Source organism: Psychrobacter sp. Pi2-52 (genome assembly GCF_904846705.1).
Taxonomy (GTDB): Bacteria; Pseudomonadota; Gammaproteobacteria; order Pseudomonadales; family Moraxellaceae; genus Psychrobacter.
In genome coordinates this window covers 87,370-104,903 of sequence record NZ_CAJHBS010000011.1, presented here as the reverse complement: position 1 = coordinate 104,903, position 17,534 = coordinate 87,370, and the positions used below count along the sequence as shown (strand labels likewise).

At 42.1% G+C, this 17,534-nt stretch carries 15 protein-coding genes and 1 pseudogene; 9 read left to right on the top strand and 7 right to left on the bottom strand.

Annotated features, from left to right (window positions below; translation table 11 throughout):
* Nucleotides 1–536 precede the first annotated feature (536 nt).
* The 3 genes and pseudogenes from JMY00_RS07825 to JMY00_RS13735 form a co-directional block, all read right to left on the bottom strand.
* Entirely contained in the window at nt 537–1,277 is a 741-nt protein-coding gene (locus JMY00_RS07825) for a peptidase (protein WP_179799172.1), read from the bottom strand.
* A gap of 42 nt (nt 1,278–1,319) precedes the next feature.
* A complete protein-coding gene (locus JMY00_RS07820; protein WP_201579743.1) occupies nt 1,320–2,105 on the bottom strand; it encodes a transglutaminase family protein in 786 nt (261 codons plus the stop codon).
* An 854-nt stretch (nt 2,106–2,959) separates the two neighbouring features.
* A pseudogene (locus tag JMY00_RS13735) lies at nt 2,960–4,252 on the bottom strand (circularly permuted type 2 ATP-grasp protein); the annotation flags it as partial.
* A gap of 512 nt (nt 4,253–4,764) precedes the next feature.
* On the opposite strand from JMY00_RS13735, the gene JMY00_RS07810 reads away from it, so the two are divergent.
* Entirely contained in the window at nt 4,765–5,403 is a 639-nt protein-coding gene (locus tag JMY00_RS07810; RefSeq protein WP_201579741.1) for a GDSL-type esterase/lipase family protein, read from the top strand.
* 175 nt (nt 5,404–5,578) lie between these two features.
* Here the strand turns inward: JMY00_RS07810 and JMY00_RS07805 are convergent, their stop codons facing one another.
* Together JMY00_RS07805 and JMY00_RS07800 are read right to left on the bottom strand one after the other, a co-directional pair.
* Nucleotides 5,579–6,679, bottom strand: a complete 1,101-nt coding sequence (locus JMY00_RS07805; protein WP_201579740.1) for a DUF2855 family protein — start codon at nt 6,677–6,679, stop codon at nt 5,579–5,581.
* Nucleotides 6,680–6,712: 33 nt separating this feature from the next.
* Complete coding sequence (locus JMY00_RS07800; protein WP_201579739.1) at nt 6,713–8,152, bottom strand: FAD/NAD(P)-binding protein; 1,440 nt, start codon at nt 8,150–8,152, stop codon at nt 6,713–6,715.
* 119 nt (nt 8,153–8,271) lie between these two features.
* On the opposite strand from JMY00_RS07800, the gene JMY00_RS07795 reads away from it, so the two are divergent.
* From JMY00_RS07795 to rhuM, 4 genes are all read left to right on the top strand, one after another.
* Nucleotides 8,272–8,844: a TetR/AcrR family transcriptional regulator gene (locus tag JMY00_RS07795; RefSeq protein ID WP_201579738.1), complete on the top strand. Its 573-nt coding sequence runs from the start codon at nt 8,272–8,274 to the stop codon at nt 8,842–8,844.
* Nucleotides 8,845–8,927: 83 nt separating this feature from the next.
* Nucleotides 8,928–9,419 carry a zinc-dependent peptidase gene (locus JMY00_RS07790; RefSeq protein WP_240990695.1) on the top strand — a complete coding sequence of 164 codons (492 nt, stop codon included), beginning with the start codon at nt 8,928–8,930 and terminating at the stop codon, nt 9,417–9,419.
* The gene (locus JMY00_RS13620; protein WP_240990694.1) at nt 9,416–9,676 is read left to right on the top strand and encodes a zinc-dependent peptidase; all 261 of its coding nucleotides are present in this window, start codon (nt 9,416–9,418) and stop codon (nt 9,674–9,676) included. Before JMY00_RS07790 ends, JMY00_RS13620 begins: the two co-directional genes overlap by 4 nt.
* A gap of 74 nt (nt 9,677–9,750) precedes the next feature.
* Nucleotides 9,751–9,984, top strand: a complete 234-nt coding sequence (rhuM, locus tag JMY00_RS07785; RefSeq protein WP_346765007.1) for a RhuM family protein — start codon at nt 9,751–9,753, stop codon at nt 9,982–9,984.
* Nucleotides 9,985–10,122: 138 nt separating this feature from the next.
* Here rhuM and JMY00_RS07780 read toward each other — a convergent pair whose 3' ends face one another.
* Nucleotides 10,123–10,791, bottom strand: a complete 669-nt coding sequence (locus tag JMY00_RS07780; RefSeq protein ID WP_201579737.1) for a hypothetical protein — start codon at nt 10,789–10,791, stop codon at nt 10,123–10,125.
* A 202-nt stretch (nt 10,792–10,993) separates the two neighbouring features.
* Between JMY00_RS07780 and JMY00_RS07775 the strand changes: the two genes are divergently transcribed.
* Both JMY00_RS07775 and JMY00_RS07770 read left to right on the top strand, forming a co-directional pair.
* Nucleotides 10,994–11,485, top strand: coding sequence for a hypothetical protein (locus JMY00_RS07775; RefSeq protein WP_240990692.1), 492 nt, complete (start codon nt 10,994–10,996; stop codon nt 11,483–11,485).
* Nucleotides 11,486–12,790: 1,305 nt separating this feature from the next.
* A complete protein-coding gene (locus tag JMY00_RS07770; RefSeq protein ID WP_201579736.1) occupies nt 12,791–14,056 on the top strand; it encodes an integrase arm-type DNA-binding domain-containing protein in 1,266 nt (421 codons plus the stop codon).
* 54 nt (nt 14,057–14,110) lie between these two features.
* On the opposite strand, the gene JMY00_RS07765 is transcribed toward JMY00_RS07770, so the two are convergent.
* A complete protein-coding gene (locus JMY00_RS07765; RefSeq protein ID WP_201579735.1) occupies nt 14,111–14,908 on the bottom strand; it encodes a helix-turn-helix domain-containing protein in 798 nt (265 codons plus the stop codon).
* Nucleotides 14,909–15,134: 226 nt separating this feature from the next.
* Between JMY00_RS07765 and JMY00_RS07760 the strand changes: the two genes are divergently transcribed.
* Complete coding sequence (locus tag JMY00_RS07760) at nt 15,135–16,124, top strand: proline racemase family protein (RefSeq protein WP_201579734.1); 990 nt, start codon at nt 15,135–15,137, stop codon at nt 16,122–16,124.
* A gap of 69 nt (nt 16,125–16,193) precedes the next feature.
* The gene (locus tag JMY00_RS07755; protein ID WP_201579733.1) at nt 16,194–17,456 is read left to right on the top strand and encodes an FAD-dependent oxidoreductase; all 1,263 of its coding nucleotides are present in this window, start codon (nt 16,194–16,196) and stop codon (nt 17,454–17,456) included.
* The last annotated feature ends 78 nt before the right edge of the window (nt 17,457–17,534 follow it).

Sequence of the window (17,534 nt, the reverse complement as noted above, 5' to 3'; positions counted from 1 at the left end):
CGCTATGATCTTAGAATGAAGCTATTCGCCGGTGTTGTTAATTTCGAGCTTAACCTATGACTTTTGCAAGAGGTCTATTGACAATAATAAATGTTATGAGGCAAACTTAACGAGTTGTGAGATTTAGCGTTTCACCGTTTACGGTGAGGGGCGACGTTGCGTCGTCCACGAGTCAAGCCATTACATTTTACCCAAGGAAGACTGTTTCAGTCCTGCTAATACCTAGATAAAGGCCCTAGTGTCATTAGCTCGCTGGCGCAATCACGCAATCGTGATTGAGCTAATGCACTAGGGCCTTTATCTAGGTGCAGTCCAGTGAGTCTTCCATGTACCAGGTCATGAGGTAGATTACACAACAATTGAGTGTGACATCATTATGATGGCACTCAAGGCCTTTAAAGCAAAACCGGAGTAGGGCTGTTTATTCAGCGCTACTCCGGTTTTTTATTGCCTGATTATTAGTTGATAATAAAAAAGCCCTTTGTGATAGACAAAGGGCTTTTTAGTACAGAAAATATGATTTTATACGGAACTATTTATCCCCAATAACCATCAGGACATTTAGGCAATTCAACTAACGTGCGACGTAACGCATCTGACCATTGATGACGGATGGTATTAAAATATTCATCACGCTCATCAATACGTCGGCCGTTTGGCAGAGCTAGGCTGTCATTGTTATAAAGTACAAAATCTATCGGCATACCGACTGATAGGTTTGAGTGAATCGTGGAATCAAATGATAGCATCAGCGCACGTGCCGCGTGTCTTACATCCGTGTTATAGCTGACAGAACGATCCAAAATAGGCTTACCATATTTGCTTTCGCCTAACTGAAAGAAGGGCGTATCTTCAGTGGCTTTGATGCAATTGCCTTCAGGATAAATCAGGTATAGCTCAGGTGGCTGTCCTTTGATTTGACCACCAAGCATAAACGAGCTGGTAAAGGCACCATCGCGAGTAGAGTTAGCGACTGCTTTTGCATGATTCATAACATCACGCATACATTCACCAACCATTTGCGCCGCATCAAACAACGTCGCTACTGTATTGAGGTTACTCTCAGCACGCTGGTCAATGTCGCTTTGTAGTTTATTGAACACTGCCTGCGATGTCGCTAAGCTGCCAGCTGTCTGTAATACCATAAAGCGCTCACCCTCAACGCCGTATTGATACAACTTTCTGAATGTCGATATGTGATCAACACCGGCATTCGTGCGCGTGTCACTGGCAAAGACCATACCGTCTTTTAGACGAATGGCAGCACAATAAGTCATAAGATACCCTTGATGAATAAACGTAATAAAAAATAGCAAACGCTATGATAGCTTTTTGACTAATACCAAACTGTAAAGATTTTCATAACCACCACCCATACGCACGCCGCGAACAGGCGCCGTATCTAGATAGTCTCGCCCAATAGCCACATACACATGTGAGTTTGGGGTAAATGCCTGATTTGAGATATCAAAAGTATACCAGTAACCATCCAGCCAAACCTCAGCCCATGCGTGACTGGCCATGTGATTTTCGGTATCGTCATACAGATAACCAGACACATAACGGGCTGGAATTTGTTGATCGCGCAAGATACTTAAAAATACATGCGTATGGTCTTGGCACACACCGGCACTTGTCGCAAACGCTTCAGCAGCGGTCGTACCCACATGCGTGACGTCTTTAACAAAAGGCATTTTCATAATAAGGGCATTCGCCATCGCCTTTAGGCTGTCATGAGTAGGCGTTTTTAGATACGGCGCTGCGAATTCTCGCATCTCTTGTGAGCATTTGGTCAACGGGGTTTGTACGGTAAATAGCAAGTAGGGAACATGATCCATATCCTCTAAACGTTCGGTTTCGGTATTGATCTCAACGATACCTGACGCCTGCATTTGTAAGTTGTTATGTGCCTCGTTACGACTGAGCGTGAGCCATGCATTACCAAAGCCGTCCTTTTGGTTGGTCGCCACTTTAGGGAGCATCACATCCCATTTATGAATGGTCTGGTGCGGCATTTGCATGGGGGTCATGCGTATATACTGTACACTGCGCTGCGCCAGCTCATCGTAATAATAGTTGGTTTGGTGACTGATTTGAAGTTTCATGGCATTTTCCTTATAGCATCTTTCTATTTTCTGTTTATTCCATATGTCTCATGAGCCATTGTTATTGGTTTTTGGCTAGACACCTTCTATACACCTTGACGCAATATGAGATTGAACTCTTTGCTAATCAGCGCAAAATCACTAAATTTCTTTGACCTGATCATCTGGTTGGTCAAGCGGATAAGCTCACGCCAGCGCGTGTTCTCCGGCAACTCATTAATCCAGTGTCTGAATTCAAAACTGACCTCTGTTGAATCCTCTCCCAACAAGACGGCACGCTCAAGCTGCTCAAAGTGACGCCCTAATTGCCAGAAGCAAGTCACTGTCGGATTTTCTTGTTTCATCGCAGCGTTACACGCGTGTAGCTGCAAGGTGGCCGCTCGATACGTGCCAGCACTTGATAAACGCTTGATCAAGTTATATAGCTCAGCGGTATCTTTACCAATAACACCTTTGGCCTCTTGAACATTGTCCTCAATCGATTGCACGATATTGGGTATGATGTTTTGTTCCAAATCAGCCATCATTTGTGCCTTCATGGTGGTCAGTGACACTTCACCATCAACGGCAAACCCCAAGTGACTGATTAAATGCCTAATCTGTGATTTTTTAAGATCGCCTTTGATGAGTTGTTTCATAACATCGTCGTAGTAATACAGACGCTCACTATATCGGCCTAGCCATATTAAGTGACTGGCGGTAGAGAGTAGCAGTATCATGGGCGCATCATCTAAACTCTCGTAACCTGTTTCTAAGGGTTGGACGCGATCATAGTAGTTTGCGTGCCCTGAAGCATTGACCCCTATTGATGATAAAGGCGAGCACTTGTCGGTTTGCTGGCTGTCTAAATCACTGTCATCAATAATCCAAGTGTCTTTGATACCGCCGCCTTGTGACGAATTGACGACCAAAGAGCCTTCAACCATGGCCACTCGTGTCAGACCACCGGGTACAATATCTACTGTGCCATCACCATGACTAAGGATAAAGGGACGCAAGTCAATATGACGCGGTGCGATACCATCGCTTACGGCAGTAGGATTGGTAGATAATGAGATAGTCGGCTGGGCAATAAAGCCGGCTGGGTTTTCAAGCAAGCGCAGGCGATATTCTTCGATTTCTTTTTTGGTTGATGTCGGACCAATAAGCATCCCGTAGCCGCCTGAGCCCTGCGTTTCTTTTACTACCAGCTTGTCTAGATTATCGAGCACATATTTGAGATCGTCAGGCTTACGGCACTGGTATGTCTCGATATTAGGTAAGATAGGCTCTTCATTTAAATAGAATTTAATCATATCTGGTACAAAAGGATATAAACTCTTATCATCGGCCACGCCCGTACCTGGGGCGTTAACAATCACCACGTTACCAGCACGATAAGCACTCATTAGCCCTGATACACCCAATATGGAGTCAGATTTAAAGGCTAACGGATCAATATATGGATCATCAATGCGGCGGTAGATCACATCGACTTGTACCTTGCCGCGAATGCCTTGCATATAGACTTTGCTATCCTCAACGACCAAATCATACCCATGGACGAGTGGTACATTCATCTCATGTGCTAAGAAAGCATGCTCATAATAGGCACTATTAAAGCGACCTGGCGTTAAAATGACGACTTGTGGATCATATTTGGATGTTGAGCTAGCAAGACAGGCTTTGAGACGGTGGGGATAATCACTGATGCCCATAATAGGCGTGTCAGAAAATATATCAGCCAAGAGCGTTTCTGATATATTGCGACTCTCAAGCATATATGAGACGCCTGAGGGGGTACGCAGGTTATCCTCTAACACACAAAATTTACCTGTCTCGTCTCGAATCAAATCAATACCGCTGATGTGCGAATAAATAGGTTTGTCGAGCTCAATGCCCATCATCCATGGCTCATAGCAGCCACTGGCATAGACGTAGCTGGCAGGTACAATATCTGCCTTCATGATGGCTTGGTCATGGTAAATATCATGTAAGAATGCATTGAGAGCGGTGATACGCTGTTTACAGCCTGCTTCTATTTGTTTCCATTCGCTTGCGGCAATAATGCGTGGAATGATATCAAACGGAATCATACGCTCGATGTTTTTGGCATCGCTATAGACGGTAAAGGTGACCCCTTTACGATAAAAGATATTTTCGGCTTGTTCGTTTAGATAATTAAGGGCATCCATGTTGATGTTATCAAGCCAATGACCAACGGCTTTTGCAACGGGACGATACTTACCCTTACTTATCTGCAATTCATCAAAACTTTGTGGTTTTTGCTCAGGTTTTTCTAAAATGTCTTTTATTAAGGTATCTTCGGTCGGTGTTGCCGCTGGACTTTTAGTATTATCATTGGGCACTTTGATGGATTGACTCTGATTTTGATTTGCAGTTTTTTCTTTGTCTGGGTTTCCATCCTTAGACTGACTTTGAGATGCTGTTTTATTCATAAATACCTCACGTATCCTTGGTAAAGTTATACTTTATGATGAATACACTGTCTATGCTAAGTAGAGTAGCACTTGTACTGCGCCCAACAGGTAGTCTATCTCCTGTATGGACTATACAACGGTTACTGAGCAATATACAACAAGAGTTAAATAATAGATTTTTAAAAACTTGAACCTAATTCCAATAAGTTTAACTCAATAAAAACAGGAGGAGAGAAGACATGAAGCTACGTGGTAGGTTTTTAATGCTGGCAGGTATAGGGTTGTCAGCGGCTATCAGTGTGACTGGCTGCGGTAGCGAACCACAACAAGATATCTTGCCCGCTGGTAGCACAGTGGTCGCACTTGGCGACTCTCTAACCTATGGTTATGGCGCAAATCCTGAAACAGCGTATCCTACGGTGCTAGCAGAGCTAAGCAAATGGAACGTTGTTAATGCGGGGGTCAATGGTGATACTTCTGCAGATGTACTGACTCGAGTGAATGAGATCACTAAGCAAAACCCAGATTTAGTTTTACTGGGTGTGGGTGGTAATGATGTATTGCAGCGCATTGCGCCTGATACGACGCGGGCTAATATCATCGCGACTATAGACACCTTACAATCCAACAATATTGATGTTGTCCTAATCGCTGAGCCGCATCTTAGTACCAGTGCATTATTTGGAAAGGCAAGTGATAATCCATTGTATGAAGATATTGCGGAAGCTGAAGGCATACCTCTGTATTCTGATGGTTGGTCCACTGTACTATCAGATGAGGCTCTAAAGTCTGATAAAATTCATGCCAATGCTGCAGGCTATAGACAGTTCGCTGAAGGGTTGCATGATTATCTAAAAGACGAAGGGTGGGTACGCTAGACCGCAATGTAAACTACAGTTTTTAAGTTTAAAAGTTATGAGTAAGGTGTCTGTCTGTAGTCAGTGTATAACGTGCAAAAAAAGCAGAGAGCTTACTGAATAGGCTCTCTGCTTTTTAATTTTTATTTTGTTAATGACAAATAGTCGATAAATTTTATAGTCAGACTTTTATAGCCTAGTTTCTTTCATTGTCACCCATGACGACTACCAAACCTTCGTCAGCGGCTATCTTACCTTCGCAGATATCTTTATAAACCTCTAGTAAGTCACTGACTCCATCAAGCTCCTGAATCTTTAACCACGCACTAGTTTTTGCAGTGCTATTCATGATGTAGTGCATAGAGCGTTTATTGAACTCTTCAGGGCCCCATTCTTTCATACGTTGCTGTACATGACTGGGCGCAAAAAACTGCTGGCTACGTTCTTGAATGATACCTTCGGCATGACGTGGCTCGTCCCAGTGCGTAAGGCCGACATTGCTGGTATAGCGCATGTTATCGCCTAAGTGCTTATGTAGACGGCTGAGCACGTCAGTATTGGCCGACATATCGACAATAACTGTCGGCTTAGCTGCATCAATTTGCTCAAGCGTGTCATAGCTAAGCACACTGTCATAAGCGTCAATTGACTGAACAAAATCTACATGACGGTTTGATGTGAGGCCGATAACGTGCGGCGCGTCTTTATCATCAGCGAGGCCATAGGCTAGGCCGATACTGGTTTTACTAGAGGCACTGATAATCAACACTTGCTCTGCACCAAACCAATCATTACCCTTCAATAGATCATGTAAGCAAAATGAGGTCAGGTGCAATACGAACAACAGCATACGCTGATCGTCATGAGCGCGGTCATAGCCTCGTTCATGATTGACGCGCTGGTATAAATTATAACCGGGTGGTAGCTCGGCACGATGGACACTACCATCAAGTAAACTGGTTTGGGTGACTCGCTTGGGTGTTATGATTAATTCATTGGCGGGCGGGAAGTAACCGAATAAGCGCTCACCAACAGGTAATGTATCACTATTTGATTCGATCACATCGCCAAATCCCCAGACTGGAATGATGCCCCATTTTTCAGGCTCGTCACCATTTGGCGGAAAAAACTGCCAATAGCGTAATTGGTCACCCATGACTGCATAAGTAATGTTGTTGGCGGTAAAGGCAAAGCGGTCGACTTTGACACGTACTTCGCCATTGCCTAGGGTATGTGCAGGCGTCTCTTGCAGGCGAGCTTGGGTTAAGTTTGCTTTATTGGTCTGAAATTCTTGCATAATTATTTCCTTTTTTATTTTATAGTTATCAGATTAAGCATTAGCAGTTTTGGCTTGACGCGCTGCCGTAATTTGCATGATTTCACTCATGAGCTTAGGCATGTTTGCAGCGGCTTTTGGTCCTGCTTCTTTTAGACGCTTAAGAATAGCAAGCTCTTCAGGTGGCATGTCCTCGCTGGCTCGTACCAATTTGGTGAAGCCATCTAAGCGATTGTTGATCATCCATTCACGTAGCACAGGCTCCTTTGACCAACGCATCTGATTCTGCATTTGTTTAACAAGGCCAACCAAAAAGTCCGTATCATGATTTGGAATTGGCACCACTTGGCACAACTCATTTTTGACAATTTCGTCATCGTAATTGGCCTCGATGTGGGCGATAAATGCGGCACTAAATACAGGTTGATAGGTACGTACGGTTTGCACCACCACGGTATCACCTTTGAATACATCGTACGTCTCTGTCACTGGTACTGCCCGTGCAGAGCAGTCGATATGCATGGTGTTGGGGGTGGTAGAAATGCTGTCCTCACCAAAATAAATCTTGTCAGTATCTAAGCGGGTCACGCGACCTTTACGTACAATGTTTTTAACACGGCGTAACTGCTTGAGCTCTTCACTGCTAATGGTAGCGCCATGGAACATTTGCGGGCGTACATTTGGATCAATACGCATTAATACGCCGCCTTTTTCTAAACGATTAAACAGGTCTTCGATGTTTTTAGCTTCAGCAATCGCTTCTGCCTGAGTGGCCTGTGCTCCAATAGTATGGGTGAAAAAATCACGAGAGGGTTGGGTGTTTTTACGATCGATTAGCCAAGCATCTCTTGGCATAATCCATGTAATATGATCTGGGTCAATTTGGTTTTCTAGTAACCATAAAACCGCGTCAATACCTGTTTTACCACCACCGATAATCACGTAACCGTCACGAGGTTTACTTAAACTCGGTAAATCATTTAGCGGGCCAAACTTAACACCTTTAGCAATCTCAAAGTTTGGGGTATGGGTCGCTGGTACTGAGGTTTTGAAATAAGTACCGTCAATGATTTTCTTATTGACCTTAACCTCATAGCTAGTATCAGACAGCAACGATGAAAACTTGCCGTCGCCTTTGTACTCACACATCGGGAAGTATTTCACGCGGCCACTTGGTAAAAACGTGTGCTTCATGACTTTATCAAAGTACGACATGACTTCTGCACCTGATGCCAGCTCGGATAAGCCTTTATTTAAACCAATCTTATCAATCATACCGCCGCAAAGCTCACGTGAGCTAACACCATAAAAAGACGATGGCTGATGCAGTGTGACAAACGAATAGGCATCGTTCCAATGACCACCTGGCTTATGATGTTTATCGACGATAATGATATTAGCATCGGTCTCTGTAAGTAGTACGTCGGCAAAAGCCATGCCCACCGCGCCACTACCAATGATTAGATAATCCGTTTCTAGCTGTTGAATACTCATAGCGTCCTTACTCTTAAGTTGAGTTTCTATCAACACAATCAATTCATAATCGTTTGTGCATAACAGTGTTATATACTAGAATAACACTGTTATAATTGTCAAGACATAGTGAGAATCTAATGGATGCCAGAACCAAAATACTAAACGCTGCATCTGAGCTTTTCTTAGAAGGGGGTGGGGAAGCCTTGAGTGTACGCGCCATATCCAAGCGGGCAGGACTGTCCACCATCGGTATATACAGTCACTTCCAAGGTAAGCAAGGCATACTAGATGCGCTGTACATAGAAGGATTTAATCTCGTCCGTGAAGCCATGGATGTCATTCCAGAAGGTAAGGCAAACAAAGAGCAAGTGCTAGAGGCGTGCCTAGGGTATCTCAATGTAGGCGAGAAATATGAAGCGCATTATCGGCTGATTTTTGGGGAATCTGATGCAGGATATCAGCCCTCAATCGAGGCCATTGCAGCAAGAGATAGCGCCTTTGCAAAATTGGTACGGGTGGCGGGTTCATATCTACCAGATGGTGCTACTATTGAGGAGCGCAGGCAAATAGCGCTAGATATCTGGGCCATCGTGCATGGGTACGTCAGTATCAGTCACCATGTGGTGTTCGCCGATGGATTGGAATTGGATTGGAAGACCATGGCACTTCGTGTGGTTGAAGTACAGCTGGATGCCATAAAGTCTTCTTAATAACGATATTGGTATATTTGTGGCAAGTGAGTGCATGCTAGGCTGAGTTATTTCAATATCGTAAGGTTTAAGGATAGCAAATTATGTTTGGCATCATAAAAGACTGGCGTGAACAGCGCATACTAGACAACAGTGAATTTACTCAGGCTGACTGGATGCAAGCGGCTGAGCGTATCGTGATACTTGATAGATTAAATGTTGACGAGATGAAACATTTATTTGAGTTAGCAACATTATTTTTAGCTGATAAATCTATCACTGGTGCACAAGGCTTTGAAATTACGAATGCTGTCAGACAGTCGATTGCACTGCAAGCATGTTTGCCGATCTTAAACTTAGGCCTTGATTGGTATGCTGGTTGGTCATCCATCATCATTTATCCGGGCTCGTACAAAAGCAACAGCACCACGGTAGATGAGTTTGGTATCGTCCACGAAGGCAGTCAACACCGTAGCGGGGAAGCATGGCTGCGAGGGCCTGTTATTCTCTCATGGAAGGACGCCAAGCACTCAGGTCAGGCGAACGTGACGGGCATAACGTTGTCATTCATGAGTTTGTTCATAAGCTCGATATGATGAATGGCCGTGCCAATGGCTTTCCGCCGATGCAACCTGATATGGATCCTGCAAACTGGACACAGATTATGAGCCGCGATTTTGAGGACTTTCAGACACATCGCAAGTCAGGGCTTGATCGTTATGGCGCAACCAATCCTGCTGAGTTTTTTGCGGTACTCAGTGAAGTGTTTTTTGAAACGCCGCAAAAGCTGGTTGATGCTTATCCGGATATTTATGAGATGATGGTAAAATTCTTTCGTCAGACGCCGTTATAAATGATATTTATAGGGATTGTGATAGCACGCTGTATTTAAGACAGCACAAGCATATTGCAAATTCAGACTGTCCGGTGACTTTTTATGACTTAGACGTGATTATATCAGTCGGTTATCGCATCAAATCTCCTCAAGACGTGCAATTTAGGCGTTGGGCAACGCAGCGACTACGTGAATACTTAGTACAAGGCTATACGCTCAATCAACAGCGCTTCTATAAAAACTCAAGCGAGCTACAACAAGCGCTAAAATTAATCAAAAAAACCGCACAAAGTCCCGAGCTTAAAACTGACAAAGCTTGTCATTAAAAACCATACCAAAAACTATTTAACACAAGTTGCGATATATATATTTATTTGAATATATATAGCATTTATATCCAGATAGAGTAAGCTGTCACTTTAAACAAGCCTTATAAAAGTTGTCGGGCAATCTTTCTCTACACCTTAAACCGTCCATTGGTCATTAATGATAGCCACTAGGTAACGCTTGCCTTGATACTCATCAAATACCAAGCGTAGTACCCGCCAGTCCATACCATCATACTCATCCGTGCCTTTATAATAAAATTCTACAACATCTGATGTTTGGTATATTTCTTTTAAATTATTGATAGAATTACCATTATTTTTGAATTCATTGACATTGATACTAGCATTATTGAACTTTTTGCCATCCACCCAAGTATCCAGATAAGCAGGCAACGGCGTGACCAATAGATCGCCAGTACCGTCTTTTTCGCCCCAAGTAAATTGAATGTTAGACTGCTGTAAATACTGTGCAAATTGCCCGCGGCTAAAGACTTTATCTGACTCAGGCCGTACATAAGCGTACATCGAAAAACGAACGCCACGTGTTGGATGGATATCATTAGTGATTCTAGAAAAGTCCTTATTTGCCAGTGCGCGCTGTATACGTAACGCTTGCTGCCTAAGGGTTTTCTGGCTGATATCAGCATTACTAGGTGTTGATGAGCTACTGGTTGGCTGAGATACAATGGCTTCACTGGACTCAGAAGCAGACTGACAACCCGTAGCAGCTAGCGTGAATAACAGAAGGCTGCTAGAGACTAATGTTGCAGATTTTTCCTTAAAAAAAGCAGGTAATGTCATCATAAAATTATCCTTAGCACAGTTATTAGCGAAAGAAACATCACTATAAATTGTCATGGGAACTGGTAAAAAATACCATAAAAGCGCTATGTAATCGATATTTTAGTAAGTAAACCTGAATGATACGATAATACAGCAGAGTCCGAATATAGGTATGATGTAATAGTCGGTAACACTTATAGGACAAAAGCTCGCAGAGAATAAAATGCCAACATATAAATCGCTGACATTACTATTAACCATAGGACTGATGCCTGTCGGTCACGCTATAGCGGATGTATCAAAAGTAGATCAGAAACAAAATGCCATGGCTAATATGAAGATTGCGACCATCACGAAAATGTACCAACAAGATATTGATGATCAAGGTATGAGTAATCCTGTAGTGCTGCAGCAATACGCTGATGCTGACTTGCAAGCAGCCATGCAACTTGAGCAAGAATATTTTGAGAAAACTCAGACGTCCTGCAATATAGATTACGATGTACTTTGGAACTCGCAAGATCCTGACTATACGCAAGACAAAAAGTTTTCAATAACTGATCAAGGATTGGTTCAAGTTAGCTTGGCACAAGGTAGCGATATTTATTATGAGCTGTCATGTGACGATAATGATAAAAATTGCCAAGTTGCAGATGTGGTTTTAGATCAGGATGACAAAACGTTACGTCAGCATTTGCTTGAAACTTGTCGTTAGTAGAAGTCTATAACTCAAACTCATATTAAATCTGATCTAAGGTATAAGAATGACATGGTATAAATGGTTTTTCGCCTAACTACTAAAACCGTTGGTTTGTTTTCGCATAATGTATATTATGTTAAATGAAGTCTATTAAGTAGTAGGATCAGGATTATCAGATATTTCTAATGCTACTGGATATAAACATCCTACCAAACTGTTTAGCTCTCGCCGACTAACTCTGTCTTGTTAATTCAATCGAATCTTTTGGATGATAGTTCACACCTGCTAAAATTTACTTTCCATAATTTTCATGGGCGCATCATTTAATCATTTAATCATTTAATCATTTAATCAGTTAATTTTAATTTTTGCTGAATGGTAAAACTTAAACTCACTATATAACTGGTTATCAATGCTCTATGCTTCTCTAAATACTAATGGCTATGTCCAAATATGTTCTTATCTTTTTATTCGAGATGATCATGGCTGCTCGTCTATGATAGTTTATTTGTTATCTATGTCCGCTGGTTAAATCCTTAATATAGATATGCTAATAGCCTATTTTTGACAACCATCGTTTGTATGGCTAGACATCGCTCAATATCACCAACTTATATCTAATTGCAAAAATTTAGCTAAACGTCATCCTTGCCTCTAATCTTATACAGCTGTTAATTGCCATACCCAAGTCATTACGTATAACCTTGTAAATTTAAATAACAGACAAATTGTTAAATCATTAGAGCTGACTATATTTTCTTTTGCGTAGCGATAAATTTTATCTACCCACAAACAGCAGTCCTCTATTTATTGTTACCAAGGCAACTTTAGGATGAATGAGCTATCTATTGATATTTTTTAATATATTTAGTATTTCGTTATATATTTTCTATAAATCTCTTAAAGTTGATGCATTCCAAATTTGCATAGAGCAGTACTATGACCCTGATTTTTATATTCTGTGCGAGTACAGGAGCACGTGTTTTGTGGAAAATATGTTCAACTCCTTACCAAATCAATCATGAACACCATAATTGCATTTAATTATGTATCGAAATAACTAGTAAAAATGCCGTGTAACCCTTTCAGCGCATAACCTACTCAATATTTGGTCACTATGCTATAATTATCCCCAAGGTTCACTTGGGGATAATTAAGTGTTAAAACCATTACTCTATAAGGTTTTACTAAAAATACTAGCGAATATCAGTGTCCATGACAGTGTCCAATACTTCTATATTTTTTACAGAAGAGACTTTTTATAAGTCATTAATCATAAACCTATCATTAACCTTAATTATCATATGACGGATATACATTATGGCTATCGACACTGCAAACGATATCAATAGGCTCGAATGCCGAGACAAAGATTATTCTGTCAGCGTCTCAGGTGTGGCTGGCCTAAGTCTGCGTATTTATCCAAATGGCAAAAAGGAATACTACTTACGTTATTCCCATCCGCATATCGAGGGCAAACGCCCTAGGATGATGTTGGGTAAGATTGAGGATGTCAGTCTACATGAGGTTAAGTATAAAGCAGACACCATTCTTGATATGGTCGCCAAAGGCTCTGACCCTAAAGCTATCCAGCAAAAAGAGCAAACCAATAAATATACTCACCTAAAAAACGCACCATTTTCTGAGATTGCTCAAGCATGGCGAGAACACAAAACAGCAGGTCGCAATCAAAGTAAATCTAAAAAACTGTCATACAGTGAGTCAACCCTTAAGTTCTGGGATTTATGCCTAGGATATATGTGCCAAGAAATTGGTGATTTAAGAATGGACGATATCACCAGCGAGATGATACTAAGTGTGTGTGAGTCGATTCAAAACAATGAAAACCAAGCGACTTTCGTTGGTGCAAGCACTCGTCTGTATACTGAAAAGGTATTTTCATTCGCTGTTGCTCGAGGGTTGTGCGATAGAAATGTGGCAATTGATACCCGTGGTGAGCTTGCACCTGCCAATTCAGGCAATCACTTGCCTGCCATCACCAAGCCAGACCAATTTGCGACTCTCTTAAAGGATATGTCGAATTTTAGAGGTGCAAGTAAGATCACATTAGAGGCAATGAACTTATTACCTTACGTGTTTGTACGTAGCATCGATCTGCGCTCAATGCGTTGGAATGACATCGATTGGGACAACAATACATGGGCATTCTCCCCGACTAAGGGCGAAGGTCGTGACGATATGGTCTCGCACTTAGTTGTTCCCTTAGCCACGCAAGTAATTGCGCGATTACGAAACATCCAATCAATTACTGGGCATAAGGAACATGTATTTGCGTCGATGCGCGGTTCAAGCAATGCTTATATTAGTAAAGCGACGTTGGTGCAGATATTCCACCGGCTTGGATACAAAGACGTGCAATGTGCGCATGGATTTCGAGCATCGGCGAAAACCTTACTCATGGAACAGCCTGAGCTACGCTATTCAGATATCGTCACAGAATTACAGCTAGGTCACAGGATAAAAGACACACATGGCGGGGCTTACAACAGACTTGATGAAATCGATACTAGGGTGCAGATGATGCAAGATTGGGCAGATTATATAGATGAGCTTCGGAGTCGTTAGTTGGAGTCGTTAGAGAGTTATTTTAGAGTCAAGAACCATATTTTTTGCTTTTATTTATGGCTCTTTGAAATGTATTTTACGAAAGTTCACAGGAGACATGCCAGTAAACTGCTTAAACTGTCGACTAAAGGCACTATGATCACCATATCCACAATTTAAGGAGACTTGAGTCACTGTTAGCTTATGATTCGCTAATAGTCGAATGGCATGCTCTAGACGCATTTTTTGTACAAACTGAATGGGTGACATATTGAGTACTGCTTTGAAGGTACGCTCCAATTGCGATTGACTAAGATTTGCCAATTTCGCCAATTGACCAATATTAATCTTTTGATCAAGATTGTCTCGTACGTATTGATCTACGCTTGCCAATCGAGCGTGTTTGCGTAATATCCGCTCGTTATCTTCATCAATATCTACTGATATACCTACCATTGCTACAATATGATTTTTTACATCATAGACGGGGATTTTTTGCGTGATACACCATCCCAGCTGTCCTGATGCATAGCTATGAAGTTCTAGTTTATCAACAATTTCCCTACCTTCCCTTAACACTCTCAGATCCTGATTGAGATAATCCTTGCCTTGAGACTTCAAAAATACTTGCTCTGTAGTCAGTCCTATTAGTGCTTTTTTGTTTTTAAGCCCGCTGCGTCTAATGAGCGTTTTACTGACTAATCGATAGCATGCTTGGTCATCTTTAACAAAGAACACCACATTTTTCATAGTGTCAAACAGAGGCATCAATAACGATATATTGCCAACAAACTCATCAAAATTGGCTGGTTGATAAGTCTGTAGGTGTTTTGACAGTTGTTCTGTAGGTGTTTCTAATACTAACGGCCGCATCGGTATATTCCCATATAGCATCTCAAGCTTGTCGTTGAGCTTTTCAGGTATTTTAGGGTGCTACACAATATTTATACTCCTAAATATCCTTATAACCTGTACAGAAATGCGCATTTATTCATATAAAAACATCAAGACTGCTTTTCTGAAAAACGTCATTCTATATTTACGCCTTGTTCATTTATGAATAACGCTATTAACTCACGGATGAATCAGGTAGGCAATCATGTTTGATACGCTTTTCACTCTTAAGATTATTGATTCCCATACTGGCGGTGAACCTACTCGTATGGTGTATGAAGGATTTCCTGAGCTTAGTGGACTAACGATTCAAGAAAAACTTCAAGACTTCAAACAGAATTTCGATCATTTACGTCAAAGTATTATCCTAGAACCCCGTGGTAATGACGTGCTTGTCGGAGCGCTTTTGTGCCCGCCTTCCGATCCTCGTGCCACGGCTGGCGTGATCTTCTTTAATAATCATGGCTATTTAGGTATGTGTGGCCATGGCACTATCGGCGTTATTGCATCTCTAGCTTATCAACAAAAAATAACCGCTGGTGATCACTATCTAGAAACAAGCGTAGGCCTAGTTAAAGCAACCTTGCATGATGATGGTAGTTGTAGCGTCCAGAATGTACCCTCTTACCGCTACCAAAAACAAGTAGAAGTTCAAGTACCCAATATCGGTCCTGTCTATGGAGATATCGCTTGGGGTGGTAATTGGTTTTTCTTAGTCAACGATCATAAGCAAGCTATTGAAGCCAATAATGTTGAGGCGCTTACTCAATTTAGCATACAGATTAAAAAAGCACTTCATAAGTCTGGAATTATGGGTGCTAACAATGGCGAAATTGATCATATAGAACTGTTTAGCAAGAGCGATCTCGCCGGCACTAACAGCAAAAACTTCGTATTATGCCCTGGATCTGCCTACGATCGCTCTCCTTGTGGTACTGGAACCAGTGCCAAATTGGCTTGCTTAGCCGCAGATAATGTACTCGCACCTGGTGAGACTTGGTATCAGCAAAGCATCATTGGCAGTGTCTTTAGTGCCAGCTATCAGCCTATTGATGTGCTTAGTAATCATAGCCCTCTTCATAACTACCCTATCAATACTATTATCCCCACGATTCGAGGGTACGCCTACGTATGTGCAGAGACCTCTCTCATCGTTCAAGACAGCGATCCGTTCAAATGGGGTATTTCTTTATAGATACCAGTTTGTATGGCTTCTAGAACGCAACCAATCACTGCTCAGTAAGGTCAGAAAAGCGAGACTCTCATGGACACACAAGTGTTTGATATACATATCATCGGTGGTGGCATTATCGGGCTATGTGCTGCGGTTACTCTACAGTCTCGTGGGGTAAAAGTTGCGATTTTGGAAGCGGATAAAATCGGTCGCGGTGCAACTTATGGCAACGCAGGTCACATTGCCACTGAACAGGTTTTCCCTATTGCTGATGCCAGTATCTTACGACATGTTCCTGCCATGCTACTCAACCCTGAAGGGCCTCTGCGTATAGATTGGCGCTACCTTCCACGCTTAGCACCATGGGCATTCAAGTTATTACTTAATATGCGTACCGAACCATTTGCACGCAGTCACCAAGCGCTTTTGGCATTAAATGCACAGAGCCTTCAAGCTTGGCAAGATTTTGCCAAAGAGTGGCAGTTACATTCTTGGGTGCAAATACAAGGCTCTGTATTAACTGCAGAGACGCCCAACAGTCTAAAAGTGCTGACTGAACATGGTCAACGCTTAAATAGTTTAGGGGTTTCTAACAACCTACTCTCACAGTCAGCACTGACAGATCTTGAGCCTGCGTTAAAAGACAATCAACTGGGTGCTTTGTTTTTTCCAGAGACAGGTCATATCACCAATATAGAAGCCATTACCCATAAATTAAGTACTATTTTTAGATCGCTTGGTGGTCAAATTTATGAGAATTGCCGTGTTCTGAGCGCGGAAGTAATAACTGATGGTATTCGTTTGACGACGACACAAAAGCAGCTTCATGCCAGCAAAGTTATGCTCGCCGCAGGAGCTCATTCCAAAGCCTTAGCCAAACAGCTAACAGGCGTCTCAGTACCAATGGATACAGAGCGAGGCTATCACCTGATGCTTCCTAACGAAAGTCAGCGTTTCAACATCCCTATTTCTAGCATGGATCGCCGCTTTATTATGACACCAATGGAAAAAGGGCTGCGCTTGGCTGGTACTGTTGAGTATGCAGGACTTGAGGCGCCGGCAAATATGAACCGTGCGAATATGCTGTTGAAACAAGCTCAAGCAATGCTAAAGACCCCACTAGATAGTGATAGCAATACGCAATGGATGGGGTTTAGACCTTCTACAGCAGACTCGCTACCCATCATAGATAAACATAACTCAGTCTTTTTAAACTTTGGTCATCAGCATCTAGGTCTGACCCAAGCTGTGGTAAGCGCACAGATGATCGCGGCTTTGTATTTTGGCGATACTGCCATGGTAGATCCTACTGCCTATCGTCTAAATCGCTTCAAACGTAAGTCTTTTAAATAATAATCGAACATCTTATCTCTATGACAATTCATAGAACCAACAACGTCGCTAATAGCTCATGGCTTACTAACGGCTTTT